The sequence below is a fragment of the Denitrificimonas caeni genome, from assembly GCF_027498055.1.
Lineage (GTDB): Bacteria > Pseudomonadota > Gammaproteobacteria > Pseudomonadales > Pseudomonadaceae > Denitrificimonas.
Map to the genome: position 1 here is coordinate 2,771,243 of NZ_CP114976.1, position 21,980 is coordinate 2,793,222.

Genomic DNA, 21,980 nt, shown 5'->3' on the forward strand with positions numbered 1-21,980 from the left:
ACTCTATTTTTGTCGGCTATACTGATTATGTAACATGGTACTGACTTGAGCATAATTCAAGGCCTATCCGGCCAAACGCTCACACCAAAGTAATCAACCTGCCGTACGAGGTGAGCTATGAGCTACCGTCCTATTAAAGCGCAAAAAACCGACACGGTGTTGCACAATAATGCTTCACTGCAACGCTTAGTAGCACGTGCGCAGATCATTGACCGCTTACAAGTTCTTCTCAACCAATACTTGCAACCTGCTGTACGCCCATATTGTCGCCTTGCGACTTATCAAGACGGCACGCTAACTTTAATCGTCAGTGACGGGCATTGGGCCACCCGCTTACGCTACCAACAAAAACGCTTGCTACAACAACTGCAAAGCGTCCCTGAGTTTAATCAGCTGAGTCGGATTCAATTTAAAGTACGACCGCCAAGCCAGCCTAACACACCGCCACCGCGCAGCATTGAGCTCTCAGAGCAAGCCGGGCAAATGATTCAAGCCAGCGCTGAAGCTACCCGTGACCCGGTGCTGCGCAAAGCATTAGAGCGCCTTGCTCAACACGCGAAAAAGTAGCTGCTAGCCAATATCACATGCCTTTTACCGCATAAATACCCGCAGCATTACGCCAGTAGCCTTTATAATCCATACCGTAACCAAAAATATAACGGTCTTCACAATATAAGCCAACAAAATCCGCTTTCAAGTCAGGGCGCGCTTTACGCTCATGCTGCTTATCCATTAAAACAGCAGTGTGCACTTTGCTGGCACCGGCACGCTTACAGAAATCCACAATAGCCGTCAGGGTATGCCCCTCATCTAAGATATCATCAATAATCAATACTTCACGGTCCATAAATGACACTTCTGGCTTAGCTTTCCAAAACAGTTCGCCGCCGCTGGTTTCATTGCGGTAGCGACTGGCGTGCAAATACGACTGCTCTAGCGGAAAGGTTAACTTGGTCAGTAATTTTCCAGAAAAAATCAAACCACCATTCATCACACAAAAAACCACAGGGTTACTGTCAAATAATTTCTGATTGATCTGCTCAGCAACACGGTCAATGGCCGCTTCGACTTCTTCGGTGCTGAATAAAGTATCGGCTTCGGCCATGATTTGCTGGATATGTTCAAGGTTAGCAGGCATTACTGAGCTCTTCGTTAAAGGTTTAGTGGGCAAAAGGTACTGCGACAGACTGTTTTGAGCAAGTATTGATAGTAAACAAAGTGCCGTTTCGCCTCTATTTCGTTTAATCTAGACACCTACTTCACCTAATCTTTGGAGCTTTTCATGTCTGCCCATGAAATCCGTCACCCGCTAATCCGTCACAAACTTGGTTTAATGCGCCGCGCTGATATCAGCACAAAAAACTTTCGTGAGCTTGCCCAAGAACTTGGCACCCTACTTACTTATGAAGCGACTAAAGACCTGCGCTTAGAAACCCACGTTATCGAAGGTTGGAACGGTGCGGTAGAAGTTGAGAAAATAGCCGGTAAAAAAATCACTGTTGTACCTATTTTACGCGCTGGTATTGGTATGCTTGAAGGCGTTTTAAGCTTGATTCCAGGCGCTAAAGTCAGCGCTGTTGGCGTGGTGCGCAACGAGGATACCCTAGCCGCCCACACCTACTTAGAAAAACTTGCCCCCGATATGCCAGCACGCCTGTCATTAATTATTGACCCTATGTTGGCCACCGGCAACTCGATGATTGCCACCATTGACCTGTTAAAAAAGGCTGGCTGTAAAGAAATTCGCGCCATGGTCTTAGTTGCCGCACCGGAAGGTATTGCCGCAGTCAGCGCAGCTCACCCCGATGTAGCTATTTATACCGCCTCCATTGACCAAGGCTTAGACAGCAACAGTTATATTGTGCCGGGCCTGGGTGATGCCGGAGACAAAATATTTGGTACCAAGCAAAAGGAGAGCTAAGCAATGCTGACTCACCCTCCTGAGCCCATCTGGCGTCAGGCTGTCGCCGGTGCGCAAATGCTCTTTGTCGCCTTTGGTGCATTAGTGCTGATGCCGCTGATTACCGGCATGGATCCAAACGTTGCGCTTTTTACTGCGGGTATAGGTACATTACTTTTCCAGCTAGTAACCAAGCGCCAAGTGCCAGTGTTCGTGGCCTCAAGCTTTGCCTTTATTGCCCCTATTTTGTACGCCAAAACCAACTTTGGTTTACCGGCAGTGCTGGGTGCAATTATGGCCTCGGGCGCTGTGTATATGCTGCTCAGTGCAGCGGTACGCCTTAAGGGTACCGGCTTTATCGACAAACTCTTACCGCCAGTGGTAATTGCACCGGTGATCATGTGCATTGGTTTGGCACTCTCGCCCACCGCGGTGAATATGGCCATGGGTAAGTCAGGGGACGGCGCCAACCAGCTCATTGCTTACCCCACTGCCATGCTCATTTCCATGTCAGCCCTAGTGACCACATTAGCGGTCGCCACTTTAGGCCGCGGTCTATTTCGTTTAGTGCCCATTTTGGCCGGTATCATCGTTGGCTGTAGCTTGGCGGTGATTTTAGGTCAGGTCAGCACCGAAGCTATTGCTCTAGCACCTTGGTTTGCGCCACCAGCCTTTGTTGCCCCAGAGTTTCACCTTGGTGCGATCTTGTTTATGTTGCCCGTGGCTTTAGCTCCGGCCATTGAGCACATTGGCGGCATCATTGCGATCGGCAGTGTGACGGGGCAAAACTACATTAAACAGCCTGGTCTGCATCGCACCCTTCTGGGTGATGGCTTAGCCACCACCACGGCCGGCATGCTCGGTGGCCCACCCAATACAACCTATGCAGAAGTCACTGGCGCGGTCATGCTGACGAAAAACTACAACCCCAAAATTATGACATGGGCTGCAGTGATTGCTATGGCTCTAGCCTTTATTGGAAAATTTGGAGCAGCCCTGCAAAGTATTCCAGTGCCGGTCATGGGGGGGATTTTGTGCCTACTGTTTGGCTCTATTGCGGTGGTTGGTTTAAATACTTTAATTCGTAATCAGGTGGACTTATCCGAAGCCCGCAACTTGATTATTGTCTCAGTCACCTTAGTCTTCGGGATTGGCGGAATGCATATTGGCAGCGGTGATTTTGCTTTATCAGGCATTTCACTCTGCGCGGTAATTGCCTTATTACTCAATATAATTCTGCCTGGCCAAGAAGGTTGGAAAACCAAATTATCACCAGAGGATGAAGAGCAAACGCCCTTGTATTAAGGTCTCTAGCAGTACGCCACAAGCACAAAAAACAGCCCTGTCAATGCAGGGCTGTTTTCGTTTTCATCGAGTTGAATACTTACTAACGCTCAGGTGGCGTTAAGTAGGCTGCCGTATGACCGCGCTTGGCTTCGCTATCGCGCAACTCCATGCGTGCAATACTGCGCAAGTGCACCTCATCAGGGCCATCGGCGAGGCGTAAGCAACGTGCGCCAATCCACAAGTCAGACAGTGGGGTGTCAGGGGTTAAACCCATAGCACCAAAGACTTGGATCGCACGATCAACCACTTGTGAGTGCATCGTGGGAATGACAGCTTTAATCATGGCGATCTCTTTACGTGCAGTACGCGCACCCACTTCATCAATCATCCACGCTGTTTTTAATACCAACAAGCGCGCCTGTTCAATTTCCATGCGGGAGCGGGCAATCCACTCAGAAACACTGCCATGCTGAAACAAGTAGCGACCAAAGGTTTTACGCTCTTGGGCACGCTCTACCATCAATTCCAAAGCCAGCTCGGCCATACCAATCGAACGCATGCAGTGGTGCACACGACCCGGCCCTAAGCGCGCCTGCGCCATCATAAAGCCGTCGCCCTCTTCAGCGAGTAAGTTTGCTGCTGGCACACGCACATCACGCAAGACGATCTCACAGTGCCCTTCCGGAGCAATATGGTTCATCACTGGGATATTGCGTTCAACCTCAACACCCGGGGTGTCCATGGGCACAATCACCATGCTTTGTTGACGTTTAGCATCACCATCTGGGTCAGTTTTACCCATGACGATCATAAACTTACAGTTAGGGTGTGCAGCATTAGTAATAAACCATTTACGGCCATTGATCACATACTCATCACCGTCACGACGAATCAGAGTCTGAATATTACTGGCATCAGATGAACCCACATCTGGCTCTGTCATGGCAAATGCCGAACGTATTTCTCCGGCTAGCAAGGGGTTCAACCACTGCTCACGCTGCTCTGCAGTAGCGAACATATGCAGCAGTTCCATGTTGCCTGTATCTGGCGCATTACAGTTGAACACTTCAGATGCCCAGCTGACGCGCCCCATGATCTCAGCCAAGGGGGCGTACTCAAGGTTACTCAAACCCTGACCTGGCTCACCGTCTTTTAGCGAAGGTAAAAATAAATTCCATAAGCCTTCCGAGCGCGCTAAGGCTTTTAAGTCTTCCATAAAAGACACAGGGTAAATGCCCGCGGCAACTTCTTGTTGCCAAGCGCCAATGCGCGGCACAATGTGCTGATCCATAAAGTTGGTTAACTGCTCGCGCAAGGCTTGAGTTTTTGCGCTATAAGAAAAGTCCATAGTGTCCTCCTAAGTTGCCAGTGGGCAACAATATTTAAGCAGAGACTAGGCGAGCTGCAGCACAAGCAGAAGCTTTATTGATTTTAATGAACCACCATTATCATTAAGAACAATACTGAGCTGGACCATGCCTAACAGAAACAGCCAGGCAAAAAAAAACCACCCATAAAGGGTGGTTTAAGAGTACTGCTTAGCCTATATCGCCGCCGCAGGGCGCATATAGGAAATTGGAGCTGTGCTTGCATCTGCAAAAGTCACCACTTCCCAAGCATCAGGCTGCTCTAGAAGCGTTCTTAACAAGAGATTATTTAGCGCATGTCCCGACTTATAGCCACGGAACTCACCAATCAAACTTTTGCCTAGCAAATATAAATCACCAATGGCATCGAGGATTTTGTGTTTAACGAACTCATCCTCATAACGCAAACCGTCTTCGTTCAAGACAGAGTCTTCATCCACAACAATGGCATTGTCGACGCTGCCGCCTAATGCCAAATTGTTGGTGCGCAAATACTCTATATCGCGCATAAAACCAAAGGTGCGGGCACGACTCACTTCTTTTACAAAAGAAGTGCTGGAGAAGTCGACGCAGGCCGTTTGTGTACGGCCGGCGAACACTGGATGGTCGAATTCTATTTCAAAGCCCACTTTAAACCCTTCAAAAGGAACAAAAGTGGCACGCTTCTCGCCATCTTCTACGGTAATTTCCCGTAAAATCCGGATGAACTCTTTAGGCGCATCTTGCTCTTCTAATCCAGCGGACTGGATCAAAAAGACAAAAGGCCCTGCACTACCATCCATGATAGGTACTTCAGAAGCCGATAGCTCGACGTAAGCGTTATCAATTCCCAAGCCTGCCATGGCAGACAAGAGGTGCTCAACGGTATCCACTTTAACGTCGCCTTTAACCAGCGTCGTTGACATAGTGGTCTCGCCCACATTTTTTGCTAGAGCAGGTATTTCTACCACTGGATCTAAATCCATGCGGCGAAATACGATACCCGTATTCACTGCTGCCGGACGCAAAGTCAGGTAGACCTTTTCGCCTGAGTGCAAACCGATACCGGTGGCACGGATAATATTTTTCAAGGTGCGTTGTCTAATCATGACTTAAGCCGCTGCTATACTGGTTGCGAATAGGTTTCAATAATGCGCAGCATCTTAACAGATGCCGCGCCAATAAAGAAATCAACCGGCAAACCAAACATTTACTCAATCCGCTTGGCGACGTAAGAAAGCTGGAATATCTAAATAATCCATCTCTTCTTGGTTACTTGGCTTGCTGGCAGTCGCTGCCCCACCGGCTGCACGGCGCTGTGTCGTCGGACGATCATACTGGTTATAGTTCACTTCTTTGTCATCATCCAGAACCGGCGTCATCGCAGGCACTGTGGTGCTGACTTTTAGCGTACTGGTGTTATCCACCACCTTTACGGGCTTTTCTACACGCGCATCTAAACCAGTAGCGACCACAGTAACATGCAGCTCATCACGCATATCTGGATCAATCACCGTACCGACTTTGACCATAGCTTCATCAGAGGCAAACTCTTCAATGATGCTACCCACTTCAGCGTACTCGCCCAAAGACAAGTCAGGGCCGGCAGTGATATTTACCAAAATACCCCGCGCACCGTGCAAGTTAACATCTTCGAGCAATGGGTTACGGATCGCTTCTTCGGTCGCTTCACGGGCACGATTTGGACCGCTGGCACAACCTGTGCCCATCATAGCCATACCCATCTCGCTCATCACAGTCTTAACGTCAGCAAAGTCAACGTTAATCATGCCTGGGCGCTTAATGATGTCAGAAATACCCCGTACCGCACCCGCTAAAACGTCATCGGCTTTAGCAAATGCAGACAATAAGCTGGCATCTTTGCCCAGTATTGTCAGAAGTTTTTCATTGGGAATAGTAATCAAAGAATCCACGTGTTCGCTCAACGCACGGATACCCTCGTTCGCAATTTGCAAACGACGACGGCCTTCAAACGGGAAAGGACGGGTGACAACCGCCACAGTCAAAATACCCATTTCTTTTGCCACTTGCGCAATAATTGGCGCAGCACCGGTACCGGTACCACCACCCATTCCTGTGGTGATAAATACCATGTCAGTTCCTTGTAGAACTTCTGCAATGCGCTCACGGTCTTCTTCAGCAGCTTGACGTCCAACATCAGGATTGGTGCCGGCACCTAAACCTTTAGTGACATTAGTGCCAAGTTGCAAAATAGTGCGCGCAGTAATATCACGCAACGCTTGCGCATCAGTGTTAGCACAAATGAACTCAACACCTTCGATATTATTGGCCACCATGTGGTTAACAGCGTTACCGCCACCACCACCGACACCGATAACTTTAATCACAGCACTCTGCGGAGTCTGGTCAACTAATTCAAACATAGCTCTCTCCTACCCTTATCGTTATAGTCCAGCTTGCACTGGTATTTTTAATTACAACTGATTTTGTAGCCAGCGTTTAACACGGGTTAACACTGGCGTTTTTTCTTCTAAATGCTCGTAGCCAGGGCCTGGTAAAATCGTACCTTCGGTCTGTTTACGCAGACCATAGACCAGTAAACCAACCGCGGTTGAATAGACTGGGTTGCGGACAACATCACCAATACCTTTAATGCCTTGGGGCGCTCCTAGTCGCACCGGCATATGGAAAATTTCTTCTGCCAACTCAATCGCACCTTCCATTTTGGCGGTACCACCGGTCAGCACGATGCCTGCTGGAATCATGTCCTCGTAACCACTGCGACGCAGCTCGGCGAGAATCAGGCTAAACAGTTCTTCGTAGCGCGGCTCCACCACTTCAGCCAAAGCTTGGCGCGACAGCTCACGTGGCGGACGATCGCCCACACTCGGCACTTTAATGGTCTCGCCGGGGCCAGCTAACTTGGCTAAAGCACAGGCGTAACGAATTTTAATTTCTTCGGCATATTGCGTTGGTGTGCGCAGGGCCATGGCAATGTCATTGGTGACTTGATCACCGGCAATTGGAATCACTGCCGTATGACGAATCGCGCCTTCGGTAAAGATGGCAATGTCTGTGGTACCACCACCGATATCCACTAAACACACGCCAAGCTCTTTCTCATCATCAGTTAGCACGGCGGTGGCCGAGGCCAGCTGCTCAAGAATCACATCTTCAATTTCTAAGCCACAGCGGCGCACACACTTCTCAATGTTTTGTGAAGCGTTAATGGCGCAAGTCACCACATGTACCCGTGCCTCTAAACGCACACCGGACATGCCCAGTGGCTCACGCACACCTTCTTGATTATCAATCACATAATCTTGCGCCAAGGTGTGCAGCACTTTTTGATCCGATGGGATGGCTACAGCCTGAGCTGCATCAAGTACTCGCTCTAAATCCGCGCTACTGACCTCGCGATCACGAATCGCGACAATGCCATCGGAGTTTTGACTACGAATATGGCTGCCGGCAATGCCCACAAAAGCTGAGTGAATATGGCAAGCAGCCATGCTCTGTGCTTCTTCTATTGCTCTTTGCAAGGATTGCACGGTTGACTCAATATTAATCACCACGCCTTTTTTTAAGCCGCGGGTTGGGTGGGTGCCAATACCAATAATATTCAGCTCACCCTCAGGAGTGACTTCGGCGACCAGCGCCACAACTTTGGACGTGCCGATATCAAGACCAACAATCATGTTGTGGTTATTCTCTTGTGCCATCAATTTTCTCTCCTTCACTGTGCCACCACTGCTGTAGTCTCGCTGTCAGTCGGGGCGCGCCAAGCAACGGCCAAGCCATTGGCATAACGCAAATCAACCCGTTCAATTTTATCAATTTGTTGCTTCAACTCTTTCTCATGTACCACAGCAAAACGACGCATTTTATCCACCAAGTGATCACGTCCAAATAACAGCTGCAGCCCCGTTTGTGTGGTTAAAAACCAACTGCCACGCTCACGCATTTCCAGCTGTTTAATCGAGTAACCTAAAGGCCGCAGCGCCTGACTAAACGTCAGGTACTGCTGCATCACTCGCAACTGCGCATCTTTAGGGCCGAGCAATTGAGGTAAGTGCGCATAAGCATCAACGTCTGCAGTGGTAAATAAGTAACCCTGAGTGCTCAACAACGCTTTCTCGCCCCAACGTGCCACCGGCAACTGTTCTTGAATCACAACCTCCAGCTGATCTGGCCAAATACGACTAACCTCAGCGCTAGCAACCCAGGGCAATTCCTCTAAGGCACTGCGCACCCGTTGGATATCCACGGATAAAAACAAGCCCGTACTGTAGGGCAGCAACTGCTGCTCTACTGCTTCTTGCCGCAGCGCGCTTAACTCACCAAGCACACGGATTTTAGAAATCTGTGGGTTGATGTGCGGCTGCAATAACGGCCAGCCACGCGCAACCCCAAATAACAGCGCAAGCGCTAATGCAAGCACAGCCACACGAGCAATTATTTTCCAATTCGGCTGCGGCCATTGCCGTGACTTTTTCGGCGACGCAGCACGACTGGCCCCGCGCGCAGGCGCTTTTCGCGTCGCCCCACGCCGAGCGGCAGTCTTCTTTTGCTGCGTTGCACTAGCCACAGGGTTAACCTCGCGCCTGCAAGGTGCCAGCCAAAATCTGCAGCACCAAAGCACTGAAATCTAAGCCCGCTGCCTGCGCCGCCATTGGCACTAAGCTGTGATCCGTCATGCCGGGGACTGTGTTTACCTCTAATAACCAAAAACGCCCCTCAGCGTCCTGCATCACATCGGCACGCCCCCACCCGGTCACCCCTAAGGCTTGGCATGCCTGTGCAGTTAAGTTGCGCAGCTCCGCTTCTTTTTGCGCGTTTAAACCGCAAGGAATCTGATACTGCGTCTCATTGGATAAGTACTTGGCTTCATAATCATAAAAAGCGTTGTTGGTCGCTAAGCGAATCGGCGGTAATACCTGCCCACCCAACATGGCCACAGTAAACTCTGGCCCGGTGATCCACTGCTCAACTAACACTTGCGAGTCAAACTCGCGTGCAGCTTGCCAAGCCGTGAGTAACGCGGCTAAGTCATCAACCTTCGCCATACCAATGCTGGAGCCCTCATTGGCTGGCTTCACAATTAAGGGGAAACCTAAGGTTTGCGCTGCCTGCTCGCAGTCCTGCGCGCTGCTAAGAGTGGCATGGCGCGGGGTCGGTAAACCGACACTGTGCCAAATTTGCTTAGTGCGCAGTTTGTCCATGGCTAAAGCCGAGGCCAACACGCCACTGCCGGTATAGGGAATACCCGCACACTCTAGCAAGCCCTGCACCGTACCGTCTTCACCACCACGGCCATGCAAGACAATAAAAGCCCGATCAATGCGCTCTGCACACAGCTGCGCAAGCAAATCATCACCCACGTCAATGGCGAAGGCATCGACACCTGCAGCTTGCAGAGCAGCTAAAACTGCCGCGCCTGATTTAAGCGAAACCTCACGCTCAGCACTGTGTCCGCCATACAAAACAGCAACTCGGCCAAAAGCTTGTGGAGCAAGCGGCTGACTCATGACTGCGCCTCCTGTGGATTAAATAACGGGTGTTTAATTAAACTCGGCGCAATGCCAGCAACATCCCCTGCACCTTGGCACAGTAAAATATCGCCGGGCTGTAATAAGGGCTGTAACAACGGCGCTAAATCAGCACCACGTTCCACATATAAAGGATCAAGACGGCCGCGTTGACGAATGCTATGGCACAGCTGACGGCTGCCTGCGCCAGGAATAGGTTCTTCCCCAGCTGGGTACACTTCCAGCATCAGTAGCACATTGGTTTCACCTAAAACCTGTACAAAATCTTCGTATAAATCACGGGTACGGCTGTAACGGTGCGGCTGATAGACCATCACTAAGCGACGGTTTGGCCAACCATCATGCACTGCTTTAATCACTGCCGCGACTTCGCTAGGGTGATGACCATAATCATCCACCAACATCACGTTACCGCCAGCAACAGGCAACTCGCCAAACACTTGGAAGCGCCGACCAACGCCTTCAAAACCAGATAGACCTGCGATAATTGCCGAATCAGCAATGCCTTCATCAGTGGCAATGGCAATGGTCGCCAAAGCATTGAGCACATTGTGTTTACCCGGCATATTCACCGATACGGGCAATGGCTCGCGACCTTTGCGCAATACGGTAAACGAGGTGTGCATGCCCGCTTGGGAGATATCCACCGCACGCAAATCAGCATCATCGGAGAAGCCGTAAGTAATCATTGGTCGCTTCACTTGCTTGGCGATTTCCCGCACTGATGGATCATCAATGCACAGCACTGCCAAACCGTAAAACGGTAAGTTATGTAAAAAATCAACAAATGTTTTCTTCAGCTTATTGAAGTCACCGCCGTATGTGCTCATGTGGTCAGCATCAATATTGGTCACCACCGACACCATCGGCTGCAAGTGCAAGAAGCTGGCGTCGCTTTCATCGGCTTCCGCGATGAGATAGCAACCGCCACCCAGCTGCGCGTTACTGCCTGCGGCATTTAAGCGGCCGCCAATCACAAAGGTTGGATCAAGACCCGCTGCGGCAAACACTGAGGCTAACAAGCTGGTTGTCGTGGTTTTGCCATGGGTACCAGCCACCGCAATGCCATGACGGTAGCGCATCAATTCAGCAAGCATTTCCGCACGAGGCACGACAGGAATACGGCGCTCTAGGCCCCGTGCCACTTCTGGATTGGATGGATTAATCGCACTGGAGACCACCAATACATCCGCATGCTCAACGTTTTCCGCGTGATGGCCGAACACCACATTCACCCCAAGGCTTTGCAAGCGCTCAGTGACCGCTGAAGGCTTAAGATCAGAGCCCGACACTTCATAGCCCAGGTTGCGCAATACTTCCGCAATCCCACACATACCGGTACCGCCGATACCAATAAAATGAATGCGGCGAATTCGGCGCATACGGCGCATTTCTGCTGATGTTGGCTGTAATAAATCAACCACGGGCCACCTCCAAACACACAGCGATAACTTGCTGTGTAGCATCGGGCTGCGCCTGTAGTCGCGCTTGTTCGCCCATGGTTTTAATGCGTTGCTTATCCATCAATACCTCTTTTAACAGTGCAGCCAAACGATCTGCATCAGTAGCATGTTGCGGCAACAAGACAGCAGCGCCTTGCTTTGCCAAAAATTCTGCATTGCGGGTTTGGTGATCATCAATGGCATGCGGCAGTGGCACTAAAAATGCTGCCAAACCAGCCGCTGCCAGCTCACTGACAGTTAACGCACCAGCGCGGCAAATAACTAAATCCGCCCAAGCATAAGCACGCGCCATATCACTGATAAAGGGCACCACTTGCGCGACTACAGCAGCCTCTGCATAACGCTCGCGGGTAATTTGATCGTGCTCGCGTCCCGCTTGATGAAAAACCTCTGGGCGTAACTCTTGCGGCAATTGCGCTAAAGCTGCCGGCACTAACTTATTCAGTGGCTCAGCACCTAGGCTGCCACCTAGCACTAACAGGTTCACTGCGCGCTGCTGCAAGTCATTACGCGGTGTTGCTAAAAACAATGACTCACGTACTGGGTTGCCGGTTGTGACACAGTTTTTGCGCTGTTTAAATGTCCCCGGAAAAGCCTCACACACCCGCGTAGCAAACACTGACAAAGCTCGATTGGCTGTTCCCGCCACGGCATTTTGCTCATGAATCACCAGCGGCACTGATGACAACTTCGCTGCCAAACCACCAGGCCCAGTCACATAACCACCGAAGCCTAAAACACATACGGGCTGCAATTGACCCATTAAGCGTTTGGCCTGCCATAGCGCAGCCAGCAGTTTAAAGGGGGCCGTCAATAATGAAGCCACGCCTTTGCCACGCAAACCATCCACTTTTAAGGTGTGTAAGGTAAAGCCCGCTTCAGGCACCAGCTCATTTTCAATGCCGCGCCCAGCTCCCAACCAATGCACTTGATAACCGCGAGCTTTAAATTCTTGCGCACAGGCTAAAGCAGGAAACACGTGACCACCGGTACCGGCCGCCATAATTAAAATATTACCGCGCATCACGCACCCCCTTGGCCATGGCAGCAATTTGCGCCTTACTCATTGAGTTGGCCGACAGCAATTGCGTGCGCCGCTCCCATTCAATCCGTAATAAAATCGCTAAACTCACGCAGCAGACCACTAAGGAGCTACCGCCATAACTGATAAAAGGCAGAGTTAAACCTTTAGTGGGTAACAAACCGGTATTTACCCCAAGATTAATCACCACTTGCGCAATCCACAGCAGGGCCAAGCCATAGGCAACATAGGCTGAGTAGTACTGCTTAGCTTGCTCAGCCCAAGCGCCAATCATTAAGGCGCGCACACTGACAAAGGCAAACAGTAGCAACGTCACTAAAGCGCCAAACATGCCCAACTCTTCTGCTAGCACCGAAAAAACAAAGTCGGTATGCGCCTCTGGTAGGAAAAATTGTTTTTGAATACTGTTCCCCAAGCCCAAACCAAACCACTCGCCACGGCCAAAACCAATCAGCGCCTGGGTGAGCTGGTAACCACTGCCGTATTGATCCTCCCACGGGTTAGTAAAGCTGGTTAGGCGCGCCAAGTGATAGCCTTCAAGACCAACAAACTGCACCAAACCAAAAATCAAAATAGCGAGTAAAGGCAGTGACAGCATTAAGCGCACACCACCTAAATACAGCATGATCACCACAGTGCCCAGCATCACCACCACAGCGCCATAGTCGGGTTCTTTAATCAGGAGTCCGGCCATCAGCAGCGCGAGAAATAATGGCTTGAGTAAACCGCGCAAGCGCTGCTTAACCTCATCTTTGCGGCGTACTAAAAACCCAGCAATGAAAATCACCATAAACAGCTTGGCCAGTTCCGATGGTTGGATATTAAATACCCCCACACCAATCCAGCGCATGGAGCCGTTCACTTCACGGCCAATGCCCGGAATCAACACCAGAATTAACACAAAAAAGGCCAACACCAGCAGCCAGCCGCTATAGCGCTGCCACACTGCCATTGGTACAAATAACGTTAAAGCGCCAGCAGTTAAGGCCACCACGATATAAATCATGTGGCGAATAAAGTAATGGAAAGTATTGCCGGTATTGGTATCGGCAATGGCCGATGACGCCGAGGCAATCATGACCAAACCGATGCCCATCAGTAATGCGCAAGCCACTAATAGCGGGAAATCAATGTCCATTTGATTGTTATGGCGCCAAGGTGACGGCAGCGAAAACGCGTTGCGAATATTCATGGCAACTCCTCAAGCGCTTGCGCAAATTTTTCACCACGCTCTTCAAAGCTTTTGAACATATCCAGACTGGCGCAAGCCGGCGCCAACAAAACGCTATCGCCTGCTTGTGCTAATTGCGCGGCCAACTGCACTGCTGCAGTCAGGCTGCTGACTCGCTCAATCGGCACAGCTGCAGCCAAAGCTTGTGCAACCTGCTCGGCATCACGCCCCAAAACAATCACCGCACGGCAATACTGCGCTACAGGTGCCTGCAGGCTGGAAAAGTCTGCGCCCTTGCCATCGCCACCAGCAATCAATACCAGCTTGCCCGAGCTATCAGCTCCGAGCCCTTCAATGGCCGCTAATGCCGCACCGACATTAGTGGCTTTGGAGTCGTTATACCAATCCACGCCATGCCTAGTGCGCAGCCACTGGCATCGGTGCTCAAGCCCTGCAAACGCCTGCAGCGCCGTCAACATGGCCGCCATGGGCAGTGCCATAGATGCGCCAATGGCCAAAGCGGCCAGAGCATTGGCATAGTTGTGGCTGCCACGAACTTTTAAACGACTCACCGCTAAGAGCAGTTCATTCCCATAAGCTAAATAGGTTTCACCTTGGTGCTCACGTAAGCCAAACTCTCCCGCCGCCGGTTGCGACAGGCCAAAACTAATGACGCTAGTATGCGCTTGCTGAGGCTGCGAGAGCAGATCATCACGGTTTACTACCAGCGCCTGGGCAGCGTTAAACACTCGCTGTTTAGCAGCAATATAATCCTGCAGATCGTCATAGCGATCCATATGATCTTCACTGATGTTTAAACACACAGCGACACGCGCTTGCAGATGAGTGGTGGTTTCCAACTGAAAGCTGGATAACTCCATCACATACACATCCACCGCATCATCCAGCAGGTCAAGCGCTGGTACGCCTAAGTTACCGCCAATGGCGACCTTGAGACCGGCTGCAGCAAACATCTGCCCCACTAAAGTGGTGACAGTACTTTTCGCATTAGAGCCGGTAATCGCCACAATGGGTGCACGGGCATATTGAGCAAACAAATCAATGTCCCCAGAGATGCTGACGCCTTGCGCGATTGCCGCCTGCAGTGCCGGTGTACTTAAGGCTAAACCAGGACTGACGTATAACACCTGCGCGGCACTTAACTGTGCTGCCGACAATGGACCACAATGCACACTCACCTGCGGGTACTCGCGCTGCAAGGTACTGAGCTCTGGTGGTGTCTCACGGCTGTCAGCAACGGCAAAAGCCTGCCCGTGGCGCGCTAAAAAACGCACCAGAGACATACCACTTTTACCCAGGCCGACCACGACCTGTGCTTGCTGACGATTGCTCTGCACCAGTCTTACCTCAACTTCAGGGTCGCCAGTCCAATCAGGACTAGCACTACGGTAATAATCCAGAAACGCACTATCACCCGTGGCTCTGGCCAACCTTTCAATTCAAAGTGGTGATGGATCGGTGCCATCCGAAACACGCGTTTACCGGTTAATTTAAAGGAGGCGACTTGAATCACCACCGACAGTGTTTCAACCACAAACACTCCGCCCATAATAAACAGCACGATTTCCTGGCGAACTACCACCGCCACAGTCCCCAGCGCCGCACCCAAGGCTAAAGCACCGACGTCACCCATAAATACCTGTGCGGGATAGGTGTTGAACCATAAAAAGCCTAGACCGGCACCCACCAGTGCACCACAAAAGATAATCAGCTCGCCCACACCGGGCACGTACGGAATAAACAAGTACTCAGCAAAGGTCACATGACCGGTCACATAAGCAAAAATACCTAAAGCACCACCCACCATCACTGTGGGCAGAATCGCTAAGCCGTCGAGACCGTCCGTGAGGTTGACCGCGTTACTGGTGCCCACGATCACTAAGTAAGTCAGCACAATAAAGCCAGCACCCAACGGAATACTGATACCTTTTAAGAACGGCACAATCAGTGCGGTTTCTGCTGGGGTTTGCGCCGTAAAGTACAGCACTAAGGCCGCAGCCAAACCAAATACAGACTGCCAAAAGTATTTCCAGCGACCGGGCAAACCACGGGAGTTTTTCTCCACCACTTTACGGTAATCATCCACCCAGCCAATGGCTCCAAATAAAATGGTGACTAGCAAAACAATCCATACATAGCGGTTGCTAAGATCAGCCCAGAGCAAGGTACTGATGGTAATGGAAGCCAAAATCAACGCACCACCCATAGTTGGCGTACCTGATTTTGAAAGGTGTGATTGCGGACCATCAGTGCGCACCGACTGACCAATTTGTAAGCGCTGTAAGCTACGGATCATTTTCGGCCCCAACCACAGCGACATCAACAAAGCTGTAATGACGCCAAAAACTCCGCGCAGAGTCAGGTACTGAAAGACCGCAAAGCCTTTGTAGTACTGCTGTAAGTACTCCGCCAATAAAAGCAACATCAGAGTGCATCCCCTAGACCAGTACGCAGCGCATTAACAACGTTTTCCATTGCCGCACCACGTGAACCTTTAATTAAAAGTGTTGCAGGACCACTCACTTGCGCGAGTAGTGCTTCGATCAGACTGTTTTGCGCGAGAAAGTGCCCTGAAACACCAGAATATTGTGCAATGGCGTGCTGCATCAGTGGCCCAACCGCAAAAACCGCATCAACTTTACCGTTGGCATAGACACCGACTTGAGCGTGCTCTTGCTCTGCCCAAGCCCCCAACTCGCCCATATCGCCGAGCACTAGCACCCGCTGCCCTGGCATCGTTTGCAGCACATCAATAGCGGCACGAATCGATGCTGGATTGGCGTTATAGCTGTCATCAATGATTTGTACGTGATTGGCACACTCATGCACCACACTGCGCCCAGATATAGCCTTCATGCTTTCCAGGCCTTCTTGAATAGCAGTCAGCGGCATACCCAAAGCATGGGCTGCAGTCACCGCGGCCAAGGCATTGCTGACATTATGTAACCCCAACACCGCCAGCTGAATAAAGCACTCACCAGCGACGCCCTGTAAGTTAAACCCCATGCGCCCTTGGGCATTGCTATTAATGTCACTGGCGTAAATATCAGCTGCTGAATTTTTCGTTGAGAAACTCAGCACCTGGCAAAGGCTATTGCGTGCCCGCCACTGTGCAAACGCTGGATCATCCAAGTTAAGCACAGCGGTCTGTGCAGCAGTTAAACCGTCCAGAATCTCGCCTTTAGCTAAAATAATATGCTCAGGACCACCAAACTCACCGGCATGGGCCATGCCAGCATTGCTGATCACCGCCACTTGCGGCTGTACTAAAGCTGCCGTGTAGGCTATTTCCCCGGGACGTGAAGCGCCCAGCTCAACCACTGCCGCACGATGCTGGCCGTTAAGCTCGAGCAAGGTAAATGGTACACCCAACTCATTATTTAAATTACCGCGAGTGGCCAATACAGCTTGGCTACCTAAAGCACTTCGACAAATACTCGCAAGCATTTCTTTAACTGTAGTTTTGCCGCTCGAACCAGTCACCGCAACAGCTGGGCCAGTAAACTGTTGACGATTCAGCAGGGCTATGTGCCCTAAAGCCAGGCGCGTATCAGCGACACAGATCTGCGCAATATTCACCTCTGGCTGCAACTCTTCAACCACAGCGGCAGCCGCACCACGCTTGGCAACATCTGCTAAATAATCATGCCCATCAAAGAACTCACCGCGTAAAGCAACAAACAACTGTCCACGGATCACTTTGCGGCTGTCTGTACCCAGCACGCTAAACTCAACGTCTGCACCGTGCAGAGAACCCTGCAAGGGAGCCAGCAACTGGCTTAACTGCATTGGTTTAAACATGCGCCACCTGCCATGCAGCTAACGCCTGCTCTGCTTGTTCGATATCGGAAAAGTGCTCACGCTGCTGATTAATTTCTTGATAATCCTCGTGGCCTTTGCCAGCCAGAACAATCACATCACCCGCATTGGCCTGCGCCACGAACTGAGCGATCGCGGCGGCGCGTCCAGCCACTTCAGTGACCGCAGCTTGGGCGCTAAAGCCTTGTAAGATCTGAGCCCGAATAGCCGCCGGATCTTCTCCGCGGGGGTTGTCATCGGTGACCAGCACCGCATCAGCCAAACGCTCCGCCACCTCAGCCATCAGCACACGCTTACCGATGTCACGCTCACCGCCACAGCCAAATAAACACAACAGACGGCCATTAGCGCCAACATGTGGGCGCAAGGCAGTCAGCACCTGCTCTAAAGCATCAGGAGTATGGGCGTAGTCCACCACCACCGCTGGGCATTGAGCACCACCCAACACTTGCATGCGCCCTGCTGGGCTCTGCAATTTGGGGATCACCGCTAATGCCTGCTCAAGGGAGTGTCCCAGCGCTAATAAAGCACCAATAACCGCAAGCAAATTACTTAAATTAAAGCGCCCAAGTAAATGGCTGGATAAATTACCTTCACCCTGTGCGGTGACAACTTCAGCCTCAATTCCACTGTTACTAAAGCGGGTATTGCGGCAATAAATACTGGCACTGCTATCGGTTAAGCTATAGCTAATAACCCGTGTAGCGCTGGTTTGTGTCGCCAGCTCGCGACCAAACTCATCATCAATATTCAATACTGCCGTGCGCAATTCTGGCCAGTTAAACAAACTGGCTTTAGCTTGCGCATACGCCTGCATCGAGCCGTGATAATCAAGGTGATCGCGGGTCAAGTTAGTTAACACCGCCACTGCCACTGTCACTGCGCTAATGCGTTGCTGCGCCAAACCATGGGAAGACACCTCCATGGCCACCACTTTAGCGCCTGCATTTTTCAAATCAGCGAGAGTGGCTTGCACAGTCAGAGGATCCGGTGTGGTAAACCGACCACTGGCTAAGTTGCCATAAAAACCGTTACCGAGAGTGCCGATCAAGCCACATGGCTGACCTAGTAAGTCGGATGCCTGTGCTAACAACTGGGTAACACTGGTCTTACCGTTGGTACCAGTGACCCCAACCACACGCAACATACGGCTTGGCTCGCCATAAAAGCGCCCGGCAATCTCTGACAACTGCGCTTGCAAATTATGTACCGGCAGCAATAAAGCTTCACTGTCCTGCATAGCGGGCGCGCCAGCAGCTTCGTAAACTACCGCTGCAGCACCACGGGCCACCGCATCGCCAATATAATCGCGACCATCTTGCTCAAGACCATCCACAGCTAAAAACAAATCACCGGGACGTACTTTGCGACTGTCTAAGGTCAACTCACGAATTAAGTTGGCACTCGGCGCTTGCGCGAATAATTTATTTAAAGGTATTGCCATTAGCCGCGCCCTCCTTGTGTAGAGCCAACCACTGCTGTCTGTGTTTCTGTGGGCAAGTTATCGGGTGGCACATTGAGCATGCGTAAAGCGCCAGCGGTCACGCGACCAAACACTGGGGCGGCCACCAAACCACCGTAATATCCGCCTTTACTTGGCTCATCAATCACCACCACCACAGCTACCCGCGGATTTTCAATGGGCGCCACGCCTGCAAACAATGAGCGGTAGGAGCTTTCGGTATAACCACCACCGCTGGCTAATTTTTTCGCGGTACCACTTTTACCGCCGACGTGATAACCCGGCACTCGCGCTCGTGAGCCACCGCCACCGGGTTCTTCAACCACAGCTTGCAACATGCCCATGACCGACTTGGAAATCTGCGCATCCATCACCTGCACGCCATCCGCTGGAACACGGTCTTGACGCAGGAGCGAGAGCGGTATATTGCGACCATCATTGGCCAATACAGCAAAAGCATGGGCCAACTGCACGGCAGTCACGGACAAACCATAGCCATAAGCCAAAGTTGCTGTTTCTGCCTGTCCCCACTTCCGGTGCATGGGTAATTGCCCAACCCGTTCACCGGGGAAACTTAGACCGGTATCTGCACCAAAACCCACGTTTTGCATCATCGCGTACACCGGCTGTGCCCCAATATCCAAAGCAATTTTACTGATCGCGACGTTACTGGATTTTTTCAATATTTCCGTCAAGTCCAGCAAACCACCACGGGACACATCACGAATGGTATAGCGCCCAATTTTAAAGCTGCCATTGCCGGTATCCACCGTAGATTCTGGCGTCCAGCGGCCAGTGCCCAAGGCTGCCGCGATGGAAAAAGGTTTAACTGTTGAACCTGGTTCAAACACATCCACCATTGCGCGGTTACGCATTGCTTGCGGATTAAGCTGGCGTCGGTTGTTCGGATTGTAAGTGGGGTGATTAACCATGGCTAACACTTCACCGGTGCGCACGTCCACCATCACTAAGGAGCCGGCTTTAGCTTCAAACTCAAGCAGTGCATTACGCAGCTCGCGGTGCGCTAAATACTGCAAACGCAAGTCAATCGACAATGCCAACTGTTTGCCAGGCTTGGCATTTTCTTTCACCTGTACATCACGAATTAAGTCGCCACGACGATCTTTAATTACCTGACGCTTACCCGGCACACCAGTGAGCCACTCATCAAACGCCAGCTCTACCCCTTCGCGACCATGCTCATCAATATCGGTAAAACCAACCAGGTGCGCAGCCACTTCCCCGGCAGGGTAAAAACGCCGAAACTCTTCTTTGCTGTACACCCCAGCAATTTTACGCTCCAGTACCGCCTGCCCACGCTCAGGCGTTAAGCCGCGAGCCAAATACATAAACTCACGGGCGGCGTTGCTTTCAATGCGTTTGGCTAAATCAGCCGGCGGCAGCTCCAAAGCGCTAGCCAACTCTGGCCAGCGTGCCTTATCTGCTAATAATTCTTTAGGGTTAGCCCACAAGGTCAGCACCGGCGTACTCACCGCCAGCGGCTCACCATTGCGGTCGGTAATCACCCCACGGTGCGCTGGAATAGGGATATGACGTACCGCTCGCGCATCACCCTGCATGGCTAAAAACTCATGCCGAAAAATATGCAAGTGCACGATGCGTGAAGCAATAGCAGCCACTAGAGCAAACAGCAGTACTAAAATAATAATAAAGCGGTATGGGTGCTCCATGCCTTTAAAGTATTTCATGGGCTCACCATCCGCACCGCTGCCGGCTCCGGAATATGCATACCCAACTGCTGCACAGCTAGGGTTTCAATACGGTTGTGCGCGGTCCAGGTGCTCTGTTCTAAAATAAAACGCCCCCACTCAGCCTGGGCTCGATCGCGAATTTGCGTTGCCTCAAACAGCTCATTTAAGTACTTACGGCTGTTATGTGAGGCATACGAAACCGCCACTGCTGAAAGCAAATTAGCCACAAACAAAAACAGCAAAATACCGCTCAAACGCGGTAGTGGTTTTGCATAAATCCGGCTCACCGTAACTTCTCCGCCACACGCATTACCGCGCTGCGTGCACGTGGATTGGCTTTGAGCTCAGCTGGGCTGGCATATTGCGGCTTGCCCAGGAGCTTCACAATGGGGTCAAATTTCTCTGGGATAATAGGCAAGTGACGCGGCAAGTTATCTGCCTCACCTTTCGCCAAGCGGCGCATAAACTGCTTAACAATGCGGTCTTCCAAGGAGTGGAAACTAATCACCACCAAACGGCCGCCAACCTTTAATGCCGCCATTGCTGCCTCTAGCCCCTTTTCAAGGTCACTGAGCTCATTATTTAAATGAATACGCATACCTTGGAAAGCGCGGGTGGCTGGGTTTTTACCTTTTTCCCAAGCTGGATTAGCCTCAGTTAAAACAGCAGCCAGATCACCGGTGCGGGTAAACGGTTGCTGCTCACGGCGGGCCACCACTGCATTAGCCATACGTCTTGCGAAACGCTCTTCACCGTACTCTTTAAAGACCCGGGCCATTTCTTCAGCGCTGACTTCAGCCACCCACTGTGCTGCGCTAATCCCCTCCTCAGGGTTCATGCGCATATCCAGCGGGCCATCATGCATAAAGCTAAAACCGCGCTCAGCATCATCAATTTGCGGCGAAGACACACCCAGATCCAGCAGTACACCATCCACTGCACCCAGCAATTGACGCTGCGTAAGCTCCGCATCCATTTCGGCAAAGCTGCGCTGCACAATAGAAAAACGCGGATCCTGCTGATGCAGCTCAAGACCCGTGGCGATGGCTAGCGGGTCTTTATCAAAACCTAACAGCTGTCCTGCGCTAGCGAGCTGCTGCAAAATAAGTCGACTGTGTCCGCCGCGACCAAAGGTGCCGTCCACATAGCAGCCAGCCGGGCGCACGTTGAGGGCACTAACCGCCTCATCAAGCAACACGGTGATGTGACTTAACGCTTCGCTCATA

The 21,980-nt window shown here is 51.3% G+C and carries 20 protein-coding genes; 3 read left to right on the forward strand and 17 right to left on the reverse strand.

All coding sequences use genetic code 11. The features are described 5' to 3' along the window. Positions 1-117: 117 nt before the first annotated feature. Positions 118-567: a DUF721 domain-containing protein gene (locus tag O6P33_RS12865; RefSeq protein ID WP_269818164.1), complete on the forward strand. Its 450-nt coding sequence runs from the start codon at positions 118-120 to the stop codon at positions 565-567. A gap of 13 nt (positions 568-580) precedes the next feature. Here the strand turns inward: O6P33_RS12865 and O6P33_RS12870 are convergent, their stop codons facing one another. Further along, positions 581-1,138, reverse strand: a complete 558-nt coding sequence (locus O6P33_RS12870; protein ID WP_269818165.1) for a hypoxanthine-guanine phosphoribosyltransferase — start codon at positions 1,136-1,138, stop codon at positions 581-583. A gap of 144 nt (positions 1,139-1,282) precedes the next feature. On the opposite strand from O6P33_RS12870, the gene upp reads away from it, so the two are divergent. Continuing rightward, positions 1,283-1,921: a uracil phosphoribosyltransferase gene (upp, locus tag O6P33_RS12875; RefSeq protein ID WP_269818166.1), complete on the forward strand. Its 639-nt coding sequence runs from the start codon at positions 1,283-1,285 to the stop codon at positions 1,919-1,921. Positions 1,922-1,927: 6 nt separating this feature from the next. Further along, positions 1,928-3,205 (forward strand): uracil-xanthine permease family protein, encoded by a 1,278-nt coding sequence (locus O6P33_RS12880; protein ID WP_269819542.1) that lies wholly within the window; start codon positions 1,928-1,930, stop codon positions 3,203-3,205. 82 nt (positions 3,206-3,287) lie between these two features. On the opposite strand, the gene O6P33_RS12885 is transcribed toward O6P33_RS12880, so the two are convergent. The 16 genes from O6P33_RS12885 to rsmH form a co-directional block, all read right to left on the reverse strand. After that, positions 3,288-4,535 (reverse strand): acyl-CoA dehydrogenase family protein, encoded by a 1,248-nt coding sequence (locus tag O6P33_RS12885; RefSeq protein ID WP_269818167.1) that lies wholly within the window; start codon positions 4,533-4,535, stop codon positions 3,288-3,290. 195 nt (positions 4,536-4,730) lie between these two features. Beyond that, a complete protein-coding gene (gene lpxC / locus O6P33_RS12890) occupies positions 4,731-5,642 on the reverse strand; it encodes a UDP-3-O-acyl-N-acetylglucosamine deacetylase (RefSeq protein WP_269818168.1) in 912 nt (303 codons plus the stop codon). 105 nt (positions 5,643-5,747) lie between these two features. Then, the gene (gene ftsZ, locus O6P33_RS12895) at positions 5,748-6,938 is read right to left on the reverse strand and encodes a cell division protein FtsZ (protein ID WP_269818169.1); all 1,191 of its coding nucleotides are present in this window, start codon (positions 6,936-6,938) and stop codon (positions 5,748-5,750) included. Positions 6,939-6,989: 51 nt separating this feature from the next. Continuing rightward, a complete protein-coding gene (gene ftsA, locus O6P33_RS12900; protein ID WP_269818170.1) occupies positions 6,990-8,237 on the reverse strand; it encodes a cell division protein FtsA in 1,248 nt (415 codons plus the stop codon). Between the two features lie 14 nt (positions 8,238-8,251). Then, positions 8,252-9,103 carry a cell division protein FtsQ/DivIB gene (locus O6P33_RS12905; RefSeq protein WP_269818171.1) on the reverse strand — a complete coding sequence of 284 codons (852 nt, stop codon included), beginning with the start codon at positions 9,101-9,103 and terminating at the stop codon, positions 8,252-8,254. 4 nt (positions 9,104-9,107) lie between these two features. Continuing rightward, positions 9,108-10,043, reverse strand: a complete 936-nt coding sequence (locus O6P33_RS12910) for a D-alanine--D-alanine ligase (protein ID WP_269818172.1) — start codon at positions 10,041-10,043, stop codon at positions 9,108-9,110. Then, on the reverse strand, positions 10,040-11,455 hold the full coding sequence (murC, locus tag O6P33_RS12915; RefSeq protein ID WP_269819543.1) for a UDP-N-acetylmuramate--L-alanine ligase: 1,416 nt from the start codon (positions 11,453-11,455) through the stop codon (positions 10,040-10,042). The genes O6P33_RS12910 and murC overlap by 4 nt, the downstream gene beginning before the upstream one ends. 25 nt (positions 11,456-11,480) lie before the next feature. Continuing rightward, a complete protein-coding gene (gene murG, locus O6P33_RS12920) occupies positions 11,481-12,551 on the reverse strand; it encodes an undecaprenyldiphospho-muramoylpentapeptide beta-N-acetylglucosaminyltransferase (protein ID WP_269818173.1) in 1,071 nt (356 codons plus the stop codon). Further along, a complete protein-coding gene (gene ftsW, locus O6P33_RS12925; protein ID WP_269818174.1) occupies positions 12,541-13,761 on the reverse strand; it encodes a putative lipid II flippase FtsW in 1,221 nt (406 codons plus the stop codon). The genes murG and ftsW overlap by 11 nt, the downstream gene beginning before the upstream one ends. After that, positions 13,758-15,101: a UDP-N-acetylmuramoyl-L-alanine--D-glutamate ligase gene (murD, locus tag O6P33_RS12930; protein WP_420094998.1), complete on the reverse strand. Its 1,344-nt coding sequence runs from the start codon at positions 15,099-15,101 to the stop codon at positions 13,758-13,760. Before murD ends, ftsW begins: the two co-directional genes overlap by 4 nt. Before the next feature lie 2 nt (positions 15,102-15,103). Next, complete coding sequence (gene mraY, locus O6P33_RS12935) at positions 15,104-16,186, reverse strand: phospho-N-acetylmuramoyl-pentapeptide-transferase (protein ID WP_269818175.1); 1,083 nt, start codon at positions 16,184-16,186, stop codon at positions 15,104-15,106. Further along, on the reverse strand, positions 16,186-17,562 hold the full coding sequence (locus O6P33_RS12940) for a UDP-N-acetylmuramoyl-tripeptide--D-alanyl-D-alanine ligase (protein ID WP_269818176.1): 1,377 nt from the start codon (positions 17,560-17,562) through the stop codon (positions 16,186-16,188). The genes mraY and O6P33_RS12940 overlap by 1 nt, the downstream gene beginning before the upstream one ends. Continuing rightward, the gene (locus O6P33_RS12945) at positions 17,555-19,024 is read right to left on the reverse strand and encodes a UDP-N-acetylmuramoyl-L-alanyl-D-glutamate--2,6-diaminopimelate ligase (protein WP_269818177.1); all 1,470 of its coding nucleotides are present in this window, start codon (positions 19,022-19,024) and stop codon (positions 17,555-17,557) included. The genes O6P33_RS12940 and O6P33_RS12945 overlap by 8 nt, the downstream gene beginning before the upstream one ends. Next, entirely contained in the window at positions 19,024-20,751 is a 1,728-nt protein-coding gene (locus O6P33_RS12950; RefSeq protein WP_269818178.1) for a peptidoglycan D,D-transpeptidase FtsI family protein, read from the reverse strand. Before O6P33_RS12950 ends, O6P33_RS12945 begins: the two co-directional genes overlap by 1 nt. Beyond that, positions 20,748-21,041, reverse strand: coding sequence for a cell division protein FtsL (gene ftsL / locus O6P33_RS12955; RefSeq protein ID WP_269818179.1), 294 nt, complete (start codon positions 21,039-21,041; stop codon positions 20,748-20,750). The genes O6P33_RS12950 and ftsL overlap by 4 nt, the downstream gene beginning before the upstream one ends. Then, the gene (gene rsmH / locus O6P33_RS12960) at positions 21,038-21,979 is read right to left on the reverse strand and encodes a 16S rRNA (cytosine(1402)-N(4))-methyltransferase RsmH (RefSeq protein ID WP_269818180.1); all 942 of its coding nucleotides are present in this window, start codon (positions 21,977-21,979) and stop codon (positions 21,038-21,040) included. Before rsmH ends, ftsL begins: the two co-directional genes overlap by 4 nt. Position 21,980 lies beyond the last annotated feature (1 nt).

What these genes read in the sequence shown, in the direction of transcription:
- O6P33_RS12865 (WP_269818164.1), top strand. Translation starts at nt 118, where the DNA reads ATGAGCTACCGTCCTATTAAAGCGCAAAAAACCGACACGGTGTTGCAC.
- O6P33_RS12870 (WP_269818165.1), bottom strand. Translation starts at nt 1,138, where the DNA reads ATGCCTGCTAACCTTGAACATATCCAGCAAATCATGGCCGAAGCCGAT.
- upp (WP_269818166.1), top strand. Translation starts at nt 1,283, where the DNA reads ATGTCTGCCCATGAAATCCGTCACCCGCTAATCCGTCACAAACTTGGT.
- O6P33_RS12885 (WP_269818167.1), bottom strand. Translation starts at nt 4,535, where the DNA reads ATGGACTTTTCTTATAGCGCAAAAACTCAAGCCTTGCGCGAGCAGTTA.
- lpxC (WP_269818168.1), bottom strand. Translation starts at nt 5,642, where the DNA reads ATGATTAGACAACGCACCTTGAAAAATATTATCCGTGCCACCGGTATC.
- ftsZ (WP_269818169.1), bottom strand. Translation starts at nt 6,938, where the DNA reads ATGTTTGAATTAGTTGACCAGACTCCGCAGAGTGCTGTGATTAAAGTT.
- ftsA (WP_269818170.1), bottom strand. Translation starts at nt 8,237, where the DNA reads ATGGCACAAGAGAATAACCACAACATGATTGTTGGTCTTGATATCGGC.
- O6P33_RS12910 (WP_269818172.1), bottom strand. Translation starts at nt 10,043, where the DNA reads ATGAGTCAGCCGCTTGCTCCACAAGCTTTTGGCCGAGTTGCTGTTTTG.
- murC (WP_269819543.1), bottom strand. Translation starts at nt 11,455, where the DNA reads ATGCGCCGTATGCGCCGAATTCGCCGCATTCATTTTATTGGTATCGGC.
- murG (WP_269818173.1), bottom strand. Translation starts at nt 12,551, where the DNA reads ATGCGCGGTAATATTTTAATTATGGCGGCCGGTACCGGTGGTCACGTG.
- ftsW (WP_269818174.1), bottom strand. Translation starts at nt 13,761, where the DNA reads ATGAATATTCGCAACGCGTTTTCGCTGCCGTCACCTTGGCGCCATAAC.
- mraY (WP_269818175.1), bottom strand. Translation starts at nt 16,186, where the DNA reads ATGTTGCTTTTATTGGCGGAGTACTTACAGCAGTACTACAAAGGCTTT.
- O6P33_RS12940 (WP_269818176.1), bottom strand. Translation starts at nt 17,562, where the DNA reads ATGTTTAAACCAATGCAGTTAAGCCAGTTGCTGGCTCCCTTGCAGGGT.
- O6P33_RS12945 (WP_269818177.1), bottom strand. Translation starts at nt 19,024, where the DNA reads ATGGCAATACCTTTAAATAAATTATTCGCGCAAGCGCCGAGTGCCAAC.
- O6P33_RS12950 (WP_269818178.1), bottom strand. Translation starts at nt 20,751, where the DNA reads ATGAAATACTTTAAAGGCATGGAGCACCCATACCGCTTTATTATTATT.
- rsmH (WP_269818180.1), bottom strand. Translation starts at nt 21,979, where the DNA reads ATGAGCGAAGCGTTAAGTCACATCACCGTGTTGCTTGATGAGGCGGTT.